The following is a 13,894-nucleotide window of genomic DNA, read 5'->3' on the forward strand; positions in this document are numbered from 1 at the left end:
GTCATTTCTTCTCTGCGGGCGCGCGCCCATAGATGTCATCGAAGCGTACGATGTCGTCCTCGCCCAGGTATTCACCGCTCTGCACTTCGATCATCACCAGGTCGATGATGCCGGGGTTGGTCAAGCGGTGCTTGTGCCCAGCCGGGATGTAGGTCGATTCGTTGGCGTTGATCAAAAATTCGCGCTCGCCATTGGTGATCTGCGCGGCACCGCTGACCACTACCCAGTGTTCGCTGCGGTGGTGATGCATTTGCAGCGACAGCGATGCCTGGGGCTTGACCACGATGCGCTTGATCTTGAACCGGCTGCTTTCCTCCAGCACGGTGTAGGTTCCCCACGGCCGTGTGACGGTGCGGTGCAGGCTGAACGCCGGATGGTTCTGGCGCTTGAGTTCGGCGACGATGTAGCGCACGTCCTGGCTGCGGTTGGCGTCGGCGATCAGCAGGGCATCGGGGGTATCGACGATGATCAGGTCTCGCACGCCGACGGCACCGAGTACGCGTTTGGGCGAGTCGATATAGCAGTTGTGCACGTCATGCAAGATGGCTTCGCCATTGACCTGGTTGCCCTGGGCATCGCTGGGCGTGAGCTGGCGCAGGGCTTCCCAGGAACCGATGTCGCTCCAGCCGATGTCGCACGGCACCACGGCCACTTGCGTGGACTTCTCCATCAACGCCACGTCGATGGAAAGGTCTGGCGCGGTGCCGAAGGCCTCGCTGCCCAGTTCACGCTGGCGCGAGGTGCTGTTTTGCAGGTGCTGGCTCTGCTCGAGGGCTGCACGAGCGGCCCCCAGTACGTCGGGAGCATGGGTCGCCAGCTCGTCCACCAGAGTACCGGCCTTGAAGCAGAACATGCCGGCATTCCACAAGTGCTTGCCGCCGTCGAGGTAGGCTTGGGCCGTGGCCAGGTCGGGTTTTTCGACGAAACGCTTGACCCGGTTACCCAGGCTCAGGGCGTCACCTTTTTCGATATAGCCGAAGCCTGTTTCCGGGTGATCGGGTTGAATCCCGAAGGTCACCAGGTAGCCGGCTTCGGCCAACTCGCGTGCCTGGGTCACGGCGTCGGCGAACGCGGTTTCATTCAGCACCAGATGGTCGGCTGGCATCACCAACAACTGGGCGTCGCCACCGAAATGCTCCTGCACGTGCAGTGCCGCCACCGCAATGGCCGCTGCGGTATTGCGACCGAACGGCTCCAGCAACAGGTCCAGAGGCAGCCTGGCCTGGTTGACTCCGCGGTAGTCATCCAGGGTGCGAAACAGCAAGTCGCGATTAGTGACGGTCAGCACACTTTCCACGCCGGGCAGGCGTGCGGCACGTTGAAAGGTTTTCTGCAGCAGGCTCTGGCCGTCACGCATACGCATGAATGGCTTGGGCATGTTCTGCCGGGACACCGGCCACAGCCGCGTGCCTGACCCACCGGAAATAATGCAGGGGATTAATCCGTTGAGTGTATTCATCAATAGACTTCCTTGGTGGAAAGGACGGCTGGGACCGTCATGAAAACGATGTACAAATCGAACCAGACGGACCATTTGGAGATGTACTCCAGGTCGTATTCGACGCGTTTCTGGATTTTGAACAGGGTGTCGGTTTCACCCCGGTAGCCGTTGATCTGCGCCCAACCGGTGATGCCGGGCTTGACCCGGTGGCGCGAGCTGTATTCGCTCACAGCCACTTCGAACGGAATACCGGCGGCTTTGGTGGCGGTGGCATGAGGGCGCGGGCCGACCATCGACATGTTGCCCTGCAGCACGTTGAACAACTGCGGCAGCTCATCGATGCTGGTCTTGCGGATGATGCGGCCAACCCGGGTAATGCGCGGGTCTTCTCGAGTGGTCTGGCGTTCAGCGGTAAAGTCGCTCTGGTCGGTGTACATCGAGCGGAACTTGAACACGCGAATTTCGTTGTCGTTATAGCCGTAGCGGTTCTGGCGAAACAGCACCGGGCCCTTGGAGTCGAGCTTGATCGCAATGGCCGTGACCAGCATCACCGGTGACACCAGCACCAGGGTGATGCTCGCCAGGAGCAGGTCTTCGCAACGCTTGATAAACGGCGACCAACCGCGCAGCGGCAACTGCGAGGTATTGAACATCAGGATGCCGCCCACGTCTGTGATCCGGCTATGGCCGTAGCGCAGGGCAGCCATGTCGGGCACCAGCATCACGTTCACCGACATTTGCCGCAGGCGATTGACCAGCCCGTGAATGCGTTGCTCGGCAGCCCAGGGCAGGCAGATCATCACTTGGTTGACCTGTTCGGCGCGGATCAGTTTTTCCAGGTCGCGGGTATTGCCCAACAGCGGCAGGCTGCTCAGCTCCTTGGGAATACGCTCGGTGCGGTCGTCGATAAAGCCGATAAGCCCGGAGCGAATGTCGCCGTTGCGTTGCAAGTGGTCGGCGACATGCACGGCGGTGTCAGTGAAACCCAGGATCACTGTGCGTTGCAGGTATTTGCCCTTGCGCATGAGTTTGCGGTACAGGCGTAGCATCACCAGGCGTTCGGCACAGAACATCGTCAAGCTGGCGATATACCACACCACCAGGTTGCGCGGGTTCAATTGCGGAAATACCTGCAGGATCTGGTACATGAACAACAGGATGCAGAATGCGGACGACCAGGCCACGATATTGGTGCGCAGGCGCAAGCGATTACTGAACAGTTCCTCGGAATAAATGCCCAGGGCCTGGAACAGAATGATGGTCAATACCGCAAAAAACAGCAGCAAGCCCAGAAAGTGCGAACGCATTTCAGGGTCCATGGGGTCGAGGAAAAGCGCCAGGACCAGCGGTGGGAAAATGGCCGTCAGACCGTGGACCAGCTTGACGAAAACCACAAAAAACTCGACAAACCCTGCTCGGGTCAAAAACAAGCTGACAACTGACGACTTCTCTCGCATACAAACATCCCTCATTGCACACCAGGCGTTCTATTCGGTCGTCTGAACCAGACGGCAGCGGACTACGCTGGGTAAAACGCATCCCTTCCTTCGGATGGATCGCTCCAAATGAAAGAATTTTGCAAGGGCAGTGGCTACTACAGGAGGACTTCCTTTTCTCTTTCAGTCAATAATTTGACCTTGTTTCAGCGATGATATCATAGACACTTTAAATGTTCCTTCTTGTGTCATTTTGTTGACATTCCTTGTGCAAGAGGACCCGGTCTCGGGGTGTGATTTTGAGTGTAGGAACAAAAGTGTGAATTTTCCTGTTTGTCAGGAAACACTTTTTTGACGGGTCCCGGGGAGGCGTGGGAAAAGAGGGCGCAACGCACCAGGCGCGTGCCCTCAAGAGGGTTGAGCGGGTTAAAAGGTGCCTTTCAGACTGACCGTGAAATTACGCGGTTCGCCATAAAAATTGCCCCATGAGGCTGTGCCCACGGTTTGGTAATAGTTTTTGTCGAAGAGGTTCTTGGCGTTAAGGGCGACGGTCCAGGTGTCATCTACGCGGTAGGCCAATCGTGCATCCCAAACCGTATAGCCGGCCTGTTCGAGCTTGAGGCCCTGCTGCATGCGATAGTTGCCGCTCTGGGCATTGACCCCCGTACCCACGCTCCATTTGGACAGCGCGCCATCCAGCTGGTAATCGCCCCACATGCGCAACATGTGGCGGGGTACATAGGTGTTGGACGCGCCTCCTTCGATAGCGGTATCAATGTTTTTCAGCGATTTGGTCTGAGTGTAGGTGTAGCCCCCCGAGACTTGCAGACGTTCGAGCAACTGGCCGCTGACTTCGGCTTCGACGCCCTGGGCGCGGACCTTGGCAGTGTCGGTATAGCAGTAGCCATCGGACGAAGTTGGGCAGAAACTCAGGAAGTCAGTTTCGGCGCCGTTTTTCTCTGTGGCCCGGAACAACGCTACGGAACTGTTGAGACGCCCGTCGAACCATTCGCCCTTGATACCCAGCTCGTAGTTGTCCCCCATCTTGGGCTTGAGTGCCGCGCCGTCGGCGGTGGCATAAGAGCTCTGCGGCTGGAAGATATCGGCGTAGCTGGCGTACAGGGAAAGGTGTTCGTCGAGGTCGTAGATCAGAGCGGCAAACGGCGTGACTTCACCGGATTCCTTGGTGCGCGCATCTTGCACACTCCACTCGCCCCAACCCAGGGTGTTGGACTGCCGACGGTTTTCGTACCAGCTCACACGGCTGCCCACGATGAACATCAAGGGCTCGGCCAGGCGCAGGCGCAAGGTGGCGTAAGTACCATACTGGGTAGCGGTTTCCTTGACCGTGCCACCGCGGTACATGTTTGGCCAGAAGGTGTCATTGGCTGGTTCGGGGAAGTGGTGGTCGGGCTGATAAATGCTCTGGCGCGTGGGCAGGTTCTGGATCGCGAATACGTCATCCTGGGTGCCTCGGCTGCCGTTGGCCCCAAGGATCAGTTCGTGTTCCAGGCCAAAGGCTTGGAACTTGCCATCGACGTAAGCGTCGAGGCCGAAGTCCTTGTGCTCATAGTCCATCAATGCTGCGTAGGAGTTGGCGGTGGGGGTTGGGGCGCCATAGGCGATGGTACCTTCGCTGGCGGCGTACTTGGTGTCTTGCAGGTTGCGGCTGTGCACAGCGGCGACTTTGATTTGCCAGTCGTCATTGAAGTGATGGGTGAGATCAGCGAAGAACGTCGTGCGTCGGCTTTGCCAGTCGTTCCAGGATTGGCCCAGGCAGGTGGAACGGCTTAACCTGGCGCTCTTGCCATCGCTATAGCGCGGCAAGCCACCCCAACAGGGGCTGGCGTCGACGTCTTCGTAGCTGGCTCCCACGCCCAGGGTTGTGTCGGGGCTCAGGTCGACGTCCAGTGCGGTATAGAAGGCCTGGTCCTGGCGCTTGGAAATGTCCATGTAGGAGCCGCGATCCTGTTGGCTGAACGCCGCGCGGCCGCGCACGGTGCCGCTGTCATTGAGCGGGCCACCGGTATCGACGTCGGCGCGGTAGTTGTCCCAGGTGCCGGCGGACAGCATCAGGCTTGAGGTCGGGGTGGCCTGTGGCCGCTTGCGCACGAAGTTCACCGCACCGCTGGCCGTGCCGGCCCCCTTGAGCATGCCGGCTGCGCCTTTAAGTACTTCCACGCGATCATAGATCGCCATGTTGGCGCTGAAACTGTCCGCCTGCACATAGTCCTTGCCCATGTCCAGCGGTACGCCGTCGTACTGGTACTGGCCGAGCATCTTGAATCCACGGGAATAGAAATACTTGCCGCCCATGGGCGACTCGTAGGTGGTGATCCCTGGTGTACGTTCCATCACATCGTCAATGGTGGTGACATTCTGATCGTCCATCAATTGGCGGGTCATCACACTCACTGACTGTGGCGTTTCCCGCAGGCTGTGTTGGCCTTTGCCGATGGTGACCGCGCCGGTAGTGTACGAACCGGTGCCTTCGGTCAGGGCCCCCAGGCGTTGGCCGGTCACCGTGGTCGCGCTCAGGTTCAGGGCACCGGTGTCGGCCATTTGTGGCAACAGCAGCCACATATCCTTGCCTTGGCGCTGGGCTTGCAGGCCCTGGCCGCGCAGTAACTGGCCCAAGGCCTGTTCTCGATCGAAGTTGCCGCTCAGGCCTGTGCTGGTTTTACCGGCAACGCTGGTGGCATCGTAGGACAAGCTGATGCCGGCCTGACGGGCAAATTGATCCAGTGCCGAGGTAAGGGAGCCGGGGGCGATCGCCCATGCGCGAACCTGGGTATCAGCGCTAGCGGAGTCGGCCATCACTGCGAGCGGCAAGACGCCGCCGCCCAGGCAGGCGCCAAGGAGGGCGGCCTGCACCGCGTGTTTGAGAAGAGAACGTTTGGAGGGGAACGCTTGCATGACCGCGGGATGCTCCTGAAGGAAGTGGACAAACCGGCCTGTTGATCGGCCCTTCCTTACAGGTCGAATGGCAATGAGAATTCACCTCATTTATTTTCGGCCGGTCACACCCGAGCGGAGACGGTTACCCAGTAGCGGCTGCGGTAGGTCACATCGATCGCCAGCGATTGAGTGACCAACTTGAGCACCTGGTCGGTGTCCTCCAGTTGGTAAGTGCCCGAAACTCGCAACCCTGCCACGGCTTCGCTGCAACGCACCAACCCATTGCGATAGCGGCCCAGTTCGGCCAGGAAGTCGTCCAGGCGCATGTTGTGGGCGCTGATCACGCCGTCACTCCAGGCCCAGGGGTCCAGGCCGTTATTGGGGGAAGGGCGAATGCCGCTACGGTTGAACATCACCTGTTCGCCTGGCTTGATCACCTGGCGTGCGGCGCCGTCATGGCGATCGGCAAACACCGCTACCGCACCCTGTTGCACGGCCAGCAGGGTACCTTGGGGTTCTTCGCGCACCAGCAAGCGCGTGCCGACGGCGCGCAGGTAACCGTCGCGGGTATGCACCCACAGCGGGCGGTGGTCGGCGCCGGTATTGATCAATATTTCACCCTGGCGCAGGTTCACCAGCCGTTGTTCGGCGCTGGAGGTAATGTCGACGGCACTGGCGCTGTTGAGCTGGACTTTGCTGCCATCCTCCAATGTTACCCAGCGCCGCTCGCCAGTGGCGGTGCGGTAGTCCGCCATCAAGGCGGGCAGGGGCGTGTAGTCGCGGCCCAGCCAGGCTAAACCTGCGGCGCCGGCAAACAGCCCGAGCAGTTTCAGGCTTTCACGACGGCTGATGTGCTGGCGTGCGCCGTCGAGTGCATGGCGACTGACATGCGCCGGCAAGTGGTTGAAATCGTCATTCAGGGTGGCGACCCGTTGCCAGGCCTGTTGATGCGCCTCGCTGGTGTGCAGCCACTGGTCAAAGGCCGCGGTGCTGGCGTCGTCGGCGGTGTTGTAGCGCAGCTTGATCATCCATTGGATGGCCTGGTCGACCAGGTGCGAGTCAGGAGTCGGCATAGCGCAACCGGTAACAGGCGTGCAGCGCCTTGGACAGGTCGCGTTCCACCGTGGCCTTGGACACGCCCAGGCGCAAGGCGATCTGCGGGCAGGTCAGGCCGTCCAATTGGGCCAACAGGAACGCCTCGCGCACCCTCGGCTTGAGCTGGTCGAGCAAACGGTCAATACGCTCCAGGCTGTCGAGGATCAGCCGCTTTGTTTCTTCGCTCGGCACCTCTACTTGCGGGAAGTGCGCCAGGCTTTCCAGGTAGGCGCGTTCCAGTTCGCGGCGCCGGTATTGGTCGATCATCAAGCTGCGCGCGATGCTGCTCAGATACGCGCGCGGCTGCTGCAAAGTCTGTTGCTGACGCGCGTTGAGCAGGCGCACGAAGGTGTCCTGCGCGAGGTCAGCGGCGCGCTCATGGCAGCCCGTGCGCCGGCTCAACCAGCCTCGCAGCCATGAATGGTGGGCTTGGTATAGCTGGCCGATGGCAGCAGGGTCCAGTGGGTGATCGCTCGACATGGTCATCCTGGCGCAGCAGGCTTAATTGATAATGTTTCGCATTCTAGACGTTGGTCGTGGCATTCAGCAATCACTCGGTTCGCTGCGTGAGCAATGTATCCAGCACAATTTTTTGTAGGGCCTGCAAGCGCCGATTAATCTGTTTTTTTTCCAGCGGACGGTTCAACCATGATCAGCCTTGTCACACTCGGTGTTTTTTCCGGCGCTGTGTTGCTGTTGTTGCTGTCACCGGGGCCGAACATGGCATTTGTCATCAGTCAGGGCGTCACCCATGGCTGGCGCGGCGGCGTTGCTTCGGCCCTGGGCATTGGCGTGGCCGACCTGTTGCTGACAGCGTTGACCGCGATGGGGGTGACGGCGTTGGTCGCCAGCTGGCCGCCGGCATTCGACCTGATCCGTTATGCGGGCGTGATTTACCTGGTGTGGCTGGCCTTCAAAACCTTGCAGAAACGCCCCGGCCTGGACACCGCTCACGTCGGCCGCGTGGCGTTGGGCCGAGTGTTTCTGCAGGCCATGCTCAACAGTTTGCTCAACCCCAAGGCGTTGTTGTTTTTCATGGTGTTCCTGCCGCAGTTTGTGCGGCCCGAGGCGGGGCCCATCGCCTTGCAATTGATGGTGCTGGGCGGTGTGTTGGCGTTGATCGCGAGCGTGTTTCATGTGCTGTTAGGACTGTTTGGCGGGGCGCTCAGTCGTTTCTTCGCCAAACGCACCAAAAGCGCTTGGCTGCAGAAGTGGGGCTTGGCAGCGGTGCTGACGGCGTTGGCCGTGCGCTTGGCGGTGATGTCACGTCCTGCCTGAACACACGCGGGAAGCCAAGCAAGTTTCTTTGTGGCGGGGGAGCTTGCTCCCGCAACGGCCCGACAGCCGATGCTCATCTACCAGACACCCCGCAATCCAACTGTGGGAGCTGGCTTGCCTGCGATGGCGGCCTGCCAGCCGACACCGGGTATCAGACCGAGCACATATTCATTCCTGCGGTAACGGCCACCTATTTGACTGAAAGAGATACCTTTGGCCAGCTTTGCCGCGACTACCAGGTCAGTCGAAAGACTGGCTACGACTGGACAGCCGTTGAGCACCGAAAGAATCAAAAGGAGTTTCGTACAGCGGACTAGGACTTACCTCACGTTCAAGCGTTGAAACCGGTTCATTCCCACGGACCTTCAGTCGCTGCAAATTCAGCGACCGGACGTGAGAAATCCAACTTCACCCCAACCGCGCAGCCGCCCGCGCCACGATCTCCCCGCGCACTTTGCGTGACTCCTCCGTGCGCTTGTTGGCTTCCTCCAGCACATGCCTGGGCGCCGTCTCCGGGCGGCCGGAGTCAAACGGTGGGGCCGGCGCGTATTCGATCTGCAGTTGCACCAGTTGCGCTGCCGCTTCGCTGTACAACTCCGCGGCCAGAGTCAGGGCAAAATCGATGCCGGCGGTGATCCCGCCGCCGGTAAACAGGTTGCCATCACGCACCACACGTTCCTGTACGGGGATGGCACCGAGCGGGGCGAGCAGGTGGTGGTAGGCCCAATGGGTGGTGGCCTTGCGATCGCGCAGCAACCCTGCCGCGCCCAGTACCAATGAGCCGGTGCACACCGAGGTCATGTAGCGCACTGTCTGGGCCTGGGCCTTGAGGAAGTCCAGGGTTTGCGGGTCTTCCATCAATGGGCCCACACCGGCGCCGCCGGGTACGCAAAGCACATCCAGGTTCGGGCAGTCGGCGTAGGTCATGGTTGGCGTGAACACCAAGCCAGTGCTGGAGGTGATCGGCGCGAGGTCTTTCCACACCAGGTGCAGCTTCACGTCTGGCAGCGAACCGAGGACATCATAGGGGCCGGTAAGGTCTAGTTGCTGGATGCCGGGGAACAATAGAAAACCGATCTGCAAGGTCATGGTTCAAGCTCCGAAAAGGAATGGACGTCCTCACTGTAGAAGCCTACGCTTTGGCGGGTACGCCATAGAGCCCACTAATCGCGCCAATCATGCCCAAGATTATTCATGTACTCGCTTTTGAAAATGCTCAGGTGCTTGATGTCACCGGGCCTCTGCAAGTGTTTGCGTCGGCTAATGACCTGCTGCGCCAACGGGGTTTACCGTTGCCCTACGCAGTGAGCGTGATCGCCGCTCAGGCAGAACCGGTGAGGACGTCTGCCGGCCTGGCGCTGCTGGCCGAACCGCTGCCCGCCATTGACCAGCCCTGCGACACCCTGGTGATCGCCGGTGGCTGGGGCGTGTACGGCGCCGCCGAGGACCCGGCGCTGGTGCAATGGGTGCGCGATAAATCCTTGCACACCCGGCGCATGGCTTCGGTTTGCACCGGGGCTTTTCTGCTGGCCGCCAGTGGCTTGCTCGATGGTTGCCGCGTGGCCACGCACTGGACGCGCTGTGAAGAACTGGCGCGCAAGTTCCCTGCGCTCACGGTGGAGGCCAATCCGATTTTCATCCAGCAAGGTGCGGTGTGGACGTCTGCTGGTGTGACCGCCGGGATCGACCTGTGCCTGGCCCTGGTAGAGGATGACCTGGGGCGTGCGATTGCCCTGGAGGTGGCGCGCCACTTGGTGGTGTTCCTCAAGCGCCCTGGCGGTCAGTCGCAATTCAGCGTGACGTTATCCCTGCAAAAGAGCGACAGCCGTTTTGCCGAGCTGCATGCCTGGATCGCCGAAAACCTGACGTTGGATCTGAGCATCGCCACCCTGGCGGCCCAGGCAGGCATGAGCGAGCGCAGCTTTGTACGCCACTATCGCACCGAGACTGGCCAAACCCCGGCGCGGGCCGTGGAACTGATTCGCGTCGAAAACGCACGCCGGCAACTGGCAGATAGCACAACCTCCATCAAGCGTATCGCCATGCAATGTGGTTTTGGCTGTGAAGAGACTTTGCGCCGCAGCTTTCTAAGGGCTTTGTCGGTGACGCCCCAGGCTTATCGAGAGCGTTTTTCACCGCTCCAGTAGTTCCAGCAAAGCTTGAAGCGTGACCTGGGGCGCTTCCTGGAAAACGTTATGACCCACGCCGGGCAACACCTGGCGGCGATAAAAACCGCTGAAGTGCTCCACGTCATCATCCTCCAGCGACGGCGGGCCCACGCCATCGTCGGCCCCGCACAGCGAAATGCTCGGTACTGATATCGGCGGTTGCGGCACCAGCGCCTGCTCGATGTATTCCAGCGCGGGATCACCCGGCGCATACATAAAGCGATGGCGATAGGAGTGAATCACCACCTCGACAAAATCCGGGTTATCAAACGACGGCGCGGTCAGGCCGTAGCGGCTTGGCCCTTCGGCCCAAGACGGTGACCACAGCGTCCAGAGCAATTGGCAGAGTTCACGCCGATTGGCCGTCAACCCGTCGACCCCGCGCTGGGTGTGAAAGTAATACTGATACCAGAGCCGGTGCTCTGTCTCAGGTGGCCTGGGCTTGAGCGACTGGCTGATGGCCTGGATGTTGTAGCCATCGCCGGTCACCAGACCGCGCACCCGCTGCGGCCATAGCGCCGCGACAATACAGGCGGCGCGCCCACCCCAGTCAAAGCCGGCGAGTGTGGCTTGCGGGATCGACAATGCATCCATGAAGTCGAGCAAGTCCTTGGCCAGCGCTGCCTGTTGGCCAGAGCGCATCACTTGCGTGTTGATAAATCGCGTCGGGCCATAACCGCGTAAATACGGGACCAACACCCGATAACCACGTTCAGCCAGCACCGGCGCGATGTCGTCGTACCCCCGTGGGTCGTAGGGGAAGCCATGCAACAGGATCACCGGTTCGCCATCGACAGGGCCGTGGGTTTCGTAAGCCACATCAAGCAAGGTGGTGCGCACATACAACAGTGCGGGTGGGGTGGTCACGGTTGCCATACGGTCTTCTCCCCGCTGAGCTTGCGGTCCAGGAACGTTGCCGCGCTGATCAATGCCAAGTGGCTCAAGGCCTGGGGCGTGTTGCCCAGGTGCCGGGCCTGGCTGTCGAACTCTTCGGCGTACAACCCCAGCGGGTTGGCGTAACGCAGCAACTGTTCGAATTCCAGATGGGCCTTTTCAACTTGCCCGGCGCGCGCCAGGCATTCGACGTACCAGAACGAACAGGCGGCAAACGCGCCTTCGACGCCTTGCAGCCCATCGATCTGGCTATCGTCATTGCGGTAGCGGTAGACCATGCCGTCGCGCACCAGGCTTTTCTGGATCGCTTCCAGTGTCGTGAGCCAGCGCGGGTCCGTGGCGGCGACAAAGCGCACCAGCGGCATCAACAGCATCGAGCCGTCGAGGGCGGTGCTGCCGATATGCTGCACAAAATGCCCGCGCTCTTCGTTCCAGAAGTTAGTCCAGATGTCGGCGTAGATCGCCTGGCGCGTCTGGTCCCAGCGTGCGAACGGGGCCGGCAGCGAACGTTTGGAGGCCAGGCGAATGGCACGGTCCAGGGCCACCCAGCACATCAGGCGTGAGTGCAGGAAATGGTGCTGCTCACCGCGCATTTCCCAGATGCCCACGTCTTTGTGGTTCCAGATCTCACACACTTGGTCGACCACTTCCACCGTGTGTTTCCAGCCTTGGTGGGAGATGGCTTCGCCGTACTTGTTGACCAGATAAACCGCGTCCATCAGTTCGCCGTAGATATCCAGCTGGACCTGGTCGAACGCTTCGTTGCCCACCCGCACCGGTTGGGCGCCGCCGTGGCCGCTCAAGTGGTCGAGGGTGGTTTCCGGCAGTTCCTGGCGACCGTCGATGCCGTACAGGATGTTGATCTTGGTCGGCTGGCCGCAGCAGTCGCTGACCCGGCCCCTGAGCCAGCGCATATAGGCGTTGGCTTCCTCGACGAAACCCAGGCGCATGAACGCGTAGACGGTGAACGAGGCATCGCGGATCCAGGTATAGCGGTAGTCCCAGTTGCGTTCGCCGCCGGGCGTTTCCGGCAGCCCGAACGTGGCCGCGGCGATGATGGCGCCGTGTTTGCGCGAGGTCAGGAGTTTCAGCGCCAGGGCCGAGCGGTTGACCATCTCGCGCCAGCGCCCGCGATAGTTGGACTGGCTGATCCAACCACGCCAGAACTTCAAGGTGCGCTCCAGGTAGAGGTCGGTACAGTCGTTGGTGACGCGCGCATCCTCCTGGCCACCGAGGACAAATTCGGCGCCTTCATCCTGGGCGAGGGTAAAGGTGGCGATGGCGGTGTTGCCTTGGAGGGTCAGCGGCTGACTGCCAATCAGGCGCAGGCCGGGCTGGCCGCTGGCGGTGAACACCACGCTGGCAGCCTCGGCCTTAGCCTCGGTGGGGGCCCGGGCATAGTCGTGGCGCACGGCGCAGCTCAGGTGGATAGTCGCCTTGCCACTGACCACCCGTACCCGCCTGATCAGCAAGGGCAGTTCATCGACGTTTTCGCTGACGGTCAGCAGGTCGGTGATCTCCACCACCGCTTCATCGCTCAGCCAGCGAGTCTGCAGCACATTGGTGTCGGGCAGGTAGATCTGCTCGCGGCGGGCGTTGGGCAGGTCCGGGGTAAGCTGGAACGTGCCGGCCTCGGGCGTGTCGAGCAGTGCGCAAAACACCGAAGGGCTGTCGAATTCCGGCCAGCAGAAGAAGTCGATGCTGCCGCGGTCGTTCACCAGTGCCGCGCTGCGCATGTCGCCGATGATCCCGTGGGCATCGATGGCGCTTTGAGGTTCGTTCTTGAAATCAACCATTGCCACGGAACTCCGGGTAGAGGCTCATACCGCCATCGATGAACAAGGTGCTGCCAACCACATAATCAGAGGCATCGCTGGCCAGCCACACCACCGCATTGGCCACGTCTTCGACGTCACCGACACGACCATAAGGAATCAATTTGAGCAGCTCTTTTTCTGCAGCACCTTCAGTGGCTGCGCGGTTGATCGCCGTGCGAATCGCCCCAGGCGCAATGCCATTGATACGGATGCGCTGTTCGCTGACTTCCTGGGCGAGGGTGCGCATCAGCATCTCCACGCCGCCCTTGGACGCGGCGTAATTCACATGCCCGGCCCAGGGGATGACTTGATGCACCGAACTCATATGGATGATTTTGCCGGCGGCCCGTGACACACCTTCGCGAATACCCTGGCGATTGAAGATGCGCACCGCGGCCCGCGCGCACAGGAACTGCCCGGTGAGGTTGACACCAATCACGGTGTTCCAATCCTCAAGGCTCATATCGACCAGATTGGCGTCTTTTTGCAGGCCGGAGTTGGCCACCAGAATATCCAGATGGCCGAAGGCGTCGAGGGTTTGCGCGAACAGGCGTTCGACATCGGCCTCCTTGGACACATCGCCGCCAATCGCAAGCGCTCGGCCGCCGTTGGCATTGATCTGCGCGGCGAGAGCCTCAGCCGGTGCCGCCTGGGAGTTGTAGTTAAGCACCACCGCCGCGCCTGCTGCGGCCAGGGCTTTGGCCGCGCCCGCGCCAATGCCGGAACTGGCCCCGGTGACCAGGGCCACTTGTTGCTGCAAGGAAATCTGCATCGCCCACCCACCGTTTTATGAGAGTCCTTCTTGCTGACTGGCGGTGGCGAGCGGAAGTTCACCCCCTGGCGCTTACGCCCAACTCGGGCAAAGCG

Annotated in this window: 11 protein-coding genes; 2 read left to right on the top strand and 9 right to left on the bottom strand. The window is 60.9% G+C overall.

Features of this window, described 5'->3' with window-relative positions; genetic code table 11:
- Nucleotide 1 precedes the first annotated feature (1 nt).
- From BT204_RS25495 to BT204_RS25515, 5 genes are all read right to left on the bottom strand, one after another.
- A complete protein-coding gene (locus BT204_RS25495) occupies nucleotides 2-1,459 on the bottom strand; it encodes a mannose-1-phosphate guanylyltransferase/mannose-6-phosphate isomerase (RefSeq protein WP_034125833.1) in 1,458 nt (485 codons plus the stop codon).
- On the bottom strand, nucleotides 1,459-2,898 hold the full coding sequence (locus BT204_RS25500) for an undecaprenyl-phosphate glucose phosphotransferase (RefSeq protein ID WP_034125832.1): 1,440 nt from the start codon (nucleotides 2,896-2,898) through the stop codon (nucleotides 1,459-1,461). The genes BT204_RS25495 and BT204_RS25500 overlap by 1 nt, the downstream gene beginning before the upstream one ends.
- A gap of 405 nt (nucleotides 2,899-3,303) precedes the next feature.
- The gene (locus BT204_RS25505) at nucleotides 3,304-5,793 is read right to left on the bottom strand and encodes a TonB-dependent siderophore receptor (protein WP_072448690.1); all 2,490 of its coding nucleotides are present in this window, start codon (nucleotides 5,791-5,793) and stop codon (nucleotides 3,304-3,306) included.
- Between the two features lie 104 nt (nucleotides 5,794-5,897).
- Nucleotides 5,898-6,848, bottom strand: coding sequence for a FecR domain-containing protein (locus BT204_RS25510; protein ID WP_054922239.1), 951 nt, complete (start codon nucleotides 6,846-6,848; stop codon nucleotides 5,898-5,900).
- Nucleotides 6,835-7,350 carry a sigma-70 family RNA polymerase sigma factor gene (locus BT204_RS25515; protein WP_034125829.1) on the bottom strand — a complete coding sequence of 172 codons (516 nt, stop codon included), beginning with the start codon at nucleotides 7,348-7,350 and terminating at the stop codon, nucleotides 6,835-6,837. The genes BT204_RS25510 and BT204_RS25515 overlap by 14 nt, the downstream gene beginning before the upstream one ends.
- 168 nt (nucleotides 7,351-7,518) lie before the next feature.
- Here BT204_RS25515 and BT204_RS25520 point away from each other — a divergent pair, with 168 nt between their 5' ends.
- Nucleotides 7,519-8,148 (top strand): LysE family translocator, encoded by a 630-nt coding sequence (locus BT204_RS25520; RefSeq protein WP_072448691.1) that lies wholly within the window; start codon nucleotides 7,519-7,521, stop codon nucleotides 8,146-8,148.
- A gap of 408 nt (nucleotides 8,149-8,556) precedes the next feature.
- Here BT204_RS25520 and inhA read toward each other — a convergent pair whose 3' ends face one another.
- Nucleotides 8,557-9,237 (bottom strand): isonitrile hydratase, encoded by a 681-nt coding sequence (gene inhA, locus BT204_RS25525; RefSeq protein ID WP_072448693.1) that lies wholly within the window; start codon nucleotides 9,235-9,237, stop codon nucleotides 8,557-8,559.
- 89 nt (nucleotides 9,238-9,326) lie between these two features.
- Between inhA and BT204_RS25530 the strand changes: the two genes are divergently transcribed.
- Entirely contained in the window at nucleotides 9,327-10,295 is a 969-nt protein-coding gene (locus tag BT204_RS25530; RefSeq protein ID WP_072448695.1) for a GlxA family transcriptional regulator, read from the top strand.
- Here BT204_RS25530 and BT204_RS25535 read toward each other — a convergent pair.
- The 3 genes from BT204_RS25535 to BT204_RS25545 are packed head-to-tail and all read right to left on the bottom strand — an operon-like array spanning nucleotide 10,281 to nucleotide 13,799.
- Complete coding sequence (locus BT204_RS25535) at nucleotides 10,281-11,192, bottom strand: alpha/beta fold hydrolase (protein ID WP_072448697.1); 912 nt, start codon at nucleotides 11,190-11,192, stop codon at nucleotides 10,281-10,283. The two genes, BT204_RS25530 and BT204_RS25535, sit on opposite strands and share 15 nt — an antisense overlap.
- Nucleotides 11,180-13,006, bottom strand: coding sequence for a glycoside hydrolase family 15 protein (locus BT204_RS25540; protein WP_054898225.1), 1,827 nt, complete (start codon nucleotides 13,004-13,006; stop codon nucleotides 11,180-11,182). Before BT204_RS25540 ends, BT204_RS25535 begins: the two co-directional genes overlap by 13 nt.
- A complete protein-coding gene (locus tag BT204_RS25545) occupies nucleotides 12,999-13,799 on the bottom strand; it encodes a glucose 1-dehydrogenase (protein ID WP_072448699.1) in 801 nt (266 codons plus the stop codon). The genes BT204_RS25540 and BT204_RS25545 overlap by 8 nt, the downstream gene beginning before the upstream one ends.
- Between the last annotated feature and the right edge of the window lie 95 nt (nucleotides 13,800-13,894).

It is taken from the genome of Pseudomonas sp. NFPP02 (genome assembly GCF_900119355.1).
Lineage (GTDB): Bacteria > Pseudomonadota > Gammaproteobacteria > Pseudomonadales > Pseudomonadaceae > Aquipseudomonas > Aquipseudomonas paracarnis.

Bases quoted from the DNA above. Each gene is read 5' to 3' on its own strand.
- BT204_RS25510 (WP_054922239.1), bottom strand. From the start codon at position 6,848: ATGCCGACTCCTGACTCGCACCTGGTCGACCAGGCCATCCAATGGATG.
- BT204_RS25515 (WP_034125829.1), bottom strand. From the start codon at position 7,350: ATGTCGAGCGATCACCCACTGGACCCTGCTGCCATCGGCCAGCTATAC.
- inhA (WP_072448693.1), bottom strand. From the start codon at position 9,237: ATGACCTTGCAGATCGGTTTTCTATTGTTCCCCGGCATCCAGCAACTA.
- BT204_RS25505 (WP_072448690.1), bottom strand. From the start codon at position 5,793: ATGCAAGCGTTCCCCTCCAAACGTTCTCTTCTCAAACACGCGGTGCAG.
- BT204_RS25535 (WP_072448697.1), bottom strand. From the start codon at position 11,192: ATGGCAACCGTGACCACCCCACCCGCACTGTTGTATGTGCGCACCACC.
- BT204_RS25540 (WP_054898225.1), bottom strand. From the start codon at position 13,006: ATGGTTGATTTCAAGAACGAACCTCAAAGCGCCATCGATGCCCACGGG.
- BT204_RS25500 (WP_034125832.1), bottom strand. From the start codon at position 2,898: ATGCGAGAGAAGTCGTCAGTTGTCAGCTTGTTTTTGACCCGAGCAGGG.
- BT204_RS25520 (WP_072448691.1), top strand. From the start codon at position 7,519: ATGATCAGCCTTGTCACACTCGGTGTTTTTTCCGGCGCTGTGTTGCTG.
- BT204_RS25545 (WP_072448699.1), bottom strand. From the start codon at position 13,799: ATGCAGATTTCCTTGCAGCAACAAGTGGCCCTGGTCACCGGGGCCAGT.
- BT204_RS25530 (WP_072448695.1), top strand. From the start codon at position 9,327: ATGCCCAAGATTATTCATGTACTCGCTTTTGAAAATGCTCAGGTGCTT.
- BT204_RS25495 (WP_034125833.1), bottom strand. From the start codon at position 1,459: ATGAATACACTCAACGGATTAATCCCCTGCATTATTTCCGGTGGGTCA.